The sequence below is a fragment of the Hymenobacter agri genome (genome assembly GCF_054778495.1).
In genome coordinates this window covers 1-3,085 of the sequence record NZ_BAAGZM010000518.1, presented here as the reverse complement: position 1 = coordinate 3,085, position 3,085 = coordinate 1, and the positions used below count along the sequence as shown (strand labels likewise).

Annotated in this window: 2 protein-coding genes; both read right to left on the bottom strand. The window is 64.6% G+C overall.

What is annotated here, in order from left to right:
* Positions 1-331: 331 nt before the first annotated feature.
* The gene (locus tag ACYVDE_RS18650; protein WP_460503053.1) at positions 332-877 is read right to left on the bottom strand and encodes an REP-associated tyrosine transposase; all 546 of its coding nucleotides are present in this window, start codon (positions 875-877) and stop codon (positions 332-334) included.
* A gap of 240 nt (positions 878-1,117) precedes the next feature.
* Positions 1,118-3,085 (bottom strand): alpha amylase C-terminal domain-containing protein (locus ACYVDE_RS18645; RefSeq protein WP_460503052.1); only part of this gene is annotated, 1,968 nt, incomplete at its 5' end.

The following is a 3,085-nucleotide window of genomic DNA, read 5'->3' as shown; positions in this document are numbered from 1 at the left end:
ACCGATGCCCGAGGGCAGCAGCTCAGCGCCCGGCTGGCCGTGGAGTAGCCCAGCGCGCTGCCAGACCGACGAAGAAGCGCCCCGGCTGGCCCCCCTGAGCCTGGTGCGGCACTGCGCTGGCAACAGTCTAAGCGCAGCGACGACTGTAGGCCTCCGGTAAGGCGAGTTTGTAACTCGCCGCCGTTGGTCGCTTGGCCACTCGCTTTCGCTTACCCATTCGGCGAGTTACAAACTCGCCTTACCGGGGGCGCGCAGTCGTCGCTGCGCTTAGACTGCGGCCAGCGAGACAGCGAGAGGGGCCAGCGAGGGCCGGCCGGTTTTGCTGCAGCTCCTAGAACAGCCGCTCCACCGCCAGCACCGCTTCCAGCCCGGCATAGAACGACGCGCTGGAGTACACGTAGTCCTCGGGCCGGTAGCAGATGCCGGCCCGCACCGGGTTCTGGTGGATGTAGTCCAGCTTCTGCTGCGCCACCGCGTTGGTGAGCAGCTCGATGCTGTGGCTGGGCTGCTGCCAGAGCTGGATGGCGGTGTTGCGCCGATTGAAGCTGGCCGCGTTGGTAAACAGCCATTCCAGCCAGAAGCGGCGGCTTTCCTGGGGATTGGCGTGCAGGTTTTCGAAGATGCGCTTGGCGGTGTACTTCTTGAAATCGCGCAGGATGTCGGACAGCTGGTGGCCGTCGGCCGCCCGCGCAATCAGGTGCAGGTGGTTGCTCATCAGGCAGTAGGCAAACAGCTCCAGCCCTTTGCCCCGCTGGCAGTAGCGCAGGCTCTCGATGATGATGTCCTTGTACAGCGGCCGGGTGAAGACGTCGGCCCATTCCACCACCGTGCAGGTGATGAAATACAGTCCTTCCTGGTTGCGTATGGGGTAGGCCACGGGGTAGGCAGAAAGCAGACGAAAAGGGGCTGACGGTGCTGTCGTTGCTGGCACGTTGCTGGCACGTTGCTGGCAACAGTCTAAGCAAAGCGACGACTGTATGCCTAAGGTAAGGCGAGTTTGCAACTCGCCGCTGCCGGCCGCCGGCTCACCCGTACGGCGAGTTACAAACTCGCCGTACGAGGGGCGCGCAGTCGTCGCTGCGCTTAGACTGCGGCCAGCGACCAAGCCAGCGACCAGCTACTCCCGCGCCAGCACCAGTGCCACCCGGCTGGGCAGATAGAGGCTGAGCTGATGCTCGTACGTTTCGTATTCAAACACCTCATCCGGCCGGTCAAAGCCGCCGAAGCGGCCGTTATCCGTCGAAAGCACCACGCGGTAGCCGCCTTCTTCGGGCACCCAGAAGCGGTAGTCGGTGAGGCTGCGCTCCACGTGCAGGTTCACGATGAACACCAGGCCACCGCGCTCGAAAGCCAGCACCCGGTTTTCCTCGTCGTGCTTGAGCAGCGTGGCTGGGCCGGCGGCCAGTAGGTGGCGGGCTTTGGCCAGGTGAATCAGGGCCTTGTCGAACTCGCCCATCTGGTGAAACTTCAGGTCGGGATTGTCGCCCAGGCTCCACTGGCGGCGGGCGAAGCGGTAGCTCCAGTTGTTGCCTTCGCGCGGGAAGTCAATCCATTCGGGGTGGCCGAACTCGTTGCCGATAAAGTTGAGGTAGCCTTCGCCGCCGGCCGCCAGCGTGAGCAGCCGGATGATTTTGTGCAGGGCCAGGGCGCGCGCCGCGCCGGGGTCGCCATCATCCTTGTGCATGTGGGCGTAAATGGCCGAATCGAACAGCCAATGCGCCAGCGTTTTGTCGCCCACCAGGGCTTGGTCGTGGCTTTCGGCGTAGGCAATGGTTTTCTCGCCCGCCCGGCGGTTGCTGAGCGTGTGCCAGAGGTCGCCGAGGGGCCAATGCTCGTCGGGCGTGTGCTTGAGCAGCTTAATCCAGTAGTCCGGAATGCCCATGGCCAGGCGGTAGTCGAAGCCCACGCCACCTTCCTTGATGGGGCGGCACAGGCCGGGTAGGCCGCTCATGTCTTCGGCCACCAGCAGGCTGCCTTTCTTGAACTCATGCACCAGCGTGGTGGCCAGCTGCAGGTACAGAATGGCATCCTCGTCGGCAGCCGGGCCGAAGTAGTTGTCGTAGCCCATGAAGGCCACGCCCTCGCCGTGGTGGTGATAGAGCATGCTCGTCACACCATCGAACCGGAAGCCGTCGAAGTGGAATTCTTCGAGCCAGAACCGCAGGTTGCTGAGCAGGAAGCGCTGCACCTCGGGCCGGCCGTAGTCGAACAGTTTGGAGTCCCAGCCCGGGTGGTTGCCGCGCTCGCCCTTGTGGAAGTAGAGGTTGCCCGAACCGTCGAAGTCGGCCAGGCCTTCGGCCTCGTTTTTCACGGCGTGCGAGTGCACGATGTCGAGCAGCACGGCGATGCCGCGCCGGTGGGCTTCGTTGATGAGGTATTTGAGGTCTTCGGGCGTGCCGAAGCGCGAGCTGGCAGCAAACAAATTGGCCACGTGGTAGCCGAACGAGCCGTAGTACGGGTGCTCCATCACGGCCATCAGCTGCACGGTGTTGTAGCCGTCGGCCGCGATGCGGGGCAGGATGTTCTCGGCGAATTCGCGGTAGCTGCCCACGCGCTCGTCCTCGGTGGCCATGCCCACGTGGGCTTCGTAGATGAGCGGCTCGGCTACGGCGCTGGCTACTTTGAACTGCTGGTCGGTCCAGGCAAAGGGCGTTGCGGGCCGCCAGATTTGGCCGGCGAAGTCCTTGGTTTCGTCGTCCTGCACGGCGCGACGCAGGGTGGCGGGCAGGCGGTCCTTGCCCTGCCCGTTGGCCGCCACGTGCACCTTGAAGCGGCTGCCGTGCGTCAGGCGCTGGTCGTATTCGGCATCGGGCAAAAACACTTCCCACACGCCAAACTCCAGCTTTTGCAGCGGGTTGGCGCCCCGGTCCCAGTGGTTGAAATCGCCAATCAGGGCCAGGTAGTCGGCGGCCGGGGCCCACTCGCGGTACACCCAGCCGCCGCGCCCGGCATCGTGGTACAAACCCAGCTGCTGGTGGGCGGTGGCGTAGTTCAGCAGCGAGCCGTGGTACTGCTCAATCTCGGCCAGCCGCGCCTGCAAGCGAGCCTGGCGGCCGCGCAGCACGTCTTCGAACGGCGCCAGCCA